This window comes from Acidithiobacillus sulfurivorans, assembly GCF_018853815.1.
GTDB classification, from domain to species: domain Bacteria; phylum Pseudomonadota; class Gammaproteobacteria; order Acidithiobacillales; family Acidithiobacillaceae; genus Acidithiobacillus; species Acidithiobacillus sulfurivorans.
This window is the reverse complement of sequence record NZ_JAAOMP010000044.1, coordinates 1-1,334: the sequence shown is the minus strand read 5'-3', so window position 1 is coordinate 1,334 and position 1,334 is coordinate 1. Positions and strand designations below refer to the sequence as shown.

Sequence of the window (1,334 nt, the reverse complement as noted above, 5' to 3'; positions counted from 1 at the left end):
TATGGTGGACCCATGAGTCAAGACAAAAAGAGCGAGAGTTTAAGCTAGTCTGGTTTCTAACATTGCAGCAGAATGGCGCTGCCCCAAATTGTCCCTGAGTAATGGTTATGCTGCAACCTTCGGATAGCGGTCCACAATGCAGGCGCCGCCCCCTTGCCCTGTCAGGTATACCTGATCTGGTGTCAGATAGCCGAGAGACTGATGCGGGCGGCGACTATTGTAAAACTCAAAGTAGGCAGTCAGCCCAACCATCAGTTCCGGTACATGGCCATAGCCCCGCAGGTAAATATCCTCGTACTTCACACTGCGCCAAAGCCGCTCCACGAAGATGTTATCCAGGGCGCGACCACGACCGTCCATGCTGATCTGTACACCATGCGCCTGAAGTAAGCCTGTAAACGCCTCAGCGGTGAATTGGCTGCCTTGGTCCGTATTGAAGATCTCCGGCGCACCATAGCGTTGTAGCGCCTCTTCCAGACAGGCCACACAGAACTCTGCCTCCATGGTATTACTGATCCTCCAGCTCAACACCTTACGGCTGTACCAGTCCATAATAGCCACCAGATAGACAAATCCATGGCGGAGCCGGATATACGTGATATCCGTACTCCAGACCTGACCGGGGCGATCAATAGTCAGCCCCCGCAGCAGGTAGGGATAAATCTTATGCTCTGGATGGGGTCGGCTGGTGTGCGGCCCTGGAGCCATGCCCGCCAAACCCAAGGTGCGCATCAATCGCTGCACCCGTTTGCGATTGACCCTAAACCCCAGATTTTGGAGATATACGGTCATCCGGCGACTCCCATAAAACGGCGTTGTTGTGTATTGGGCATCCAGTAAATCCATGAGCACTTTATCCTCTGCGTCCAATGGCTTTTCGGGTCGCTGCGCGTAAGCCGTGGCTCGGGCCACGCCAGCCAGGTGACACTGCCGTTGAATAGAGATCGACGGATTCGGTGCGATCCACGTCCGCCGCGTCTCTACCGTCACACTCCGGACTTTTTTTTCAGCCAATCCAGTTCGACTTTCAACCGCCCGATTTCACTGTAGAGATGCTCCGGGTCGCTGTGCGCATCAATGGGCTGTGGGCCACGCTTGCCCTCAAATAAAGTACCCACCTGCTCCAGAATAGCCTTCTTCCATTGCCCGACCTGCGCCGGATGCACTCCATGCTCCTGCGCAATCTCGTTGATGGTTTTCAGGCCCCGGATCGCCTCCAGCCCCACCTTGCCCTTAAAGACGGCTCCATACACTTTCCGCTTTGCTGCGCTCATCGTCTCCTCCTGACCAGACAACAAGCTTAAACTATTGTCTCAAATCTGGGGTCCACTATA

Annotated in this window: 1 protein-coding gene; it reads right to left on the bottom strand. The window is 54.8% G+C overall.

Translation table 11 applies throughout. From position 1 onward, the window contains the following. Positions 1 to 105: 105 nt before the first annotated feature. Positions 106 to 1,274 (bottom strand): IS3-like element ISAfe17 family transposase gene (locus tag HAP95_RS05115; RefSeq protein ID WP_215883240.1). Its coding sequence is split into 2 segments (ribosomal slippage): positions 106 to 998 and positions 998 to 1,274, totalling 1,170 coding nucleotides; the frame shifts between segments, so codons are not numbered across the junction. Positions 1,275 to 1,334 lie beyond the last annotated feature (60 nt).